Genomic DNA, 259 nt, shown 5'->3' on the forward strand with positions numbered 1-259 from the left:
TTGGGGTAACGCTTATGAGGATATGTTGTGGTATGACCGGGCGGATAACCTGCTGGAGCCACCGCAGGCGATACTGGGGCGTGAAGCGGAAGAGCGGGGGCTGTCTAAGACAATGGAGCCGCAGGGCGATCGCCTGAACCACTGGCGGGAATGGCGCTATGAGCATGACCCGCACGGCAACATAACCCGCCGGGCGGGCAGCATGCGCGAAACCCAGGATTACCGCTATGATGGCGACAACCGCCTGACCGTGGCGGTA

The 259-nt window shown here is 61.8% G+C and carries 1 pseudogene; it reads left to right on the forward strand.

The window, feature by feature from the left end:
- Window positions 1-22: 22 nt before the first annotated feature.
- Window positions 23-259 (forward strand): annotated as a pseudogene (locus tag ABR397_RS25620) (hypothetical protein); the annotation flags it as partial.

The sequence above is a fragment of the Photorhabdus viridis genome, from assembly GCF_040256935.1.
GTDB classification, from domain to species: domain Bacteria; phylum Pseudomonadota; class Gammaproteobacteria; order Enterobacterales; family Enterobacteriaceae; genus Photorhabdus; species Photorhabdus viridis.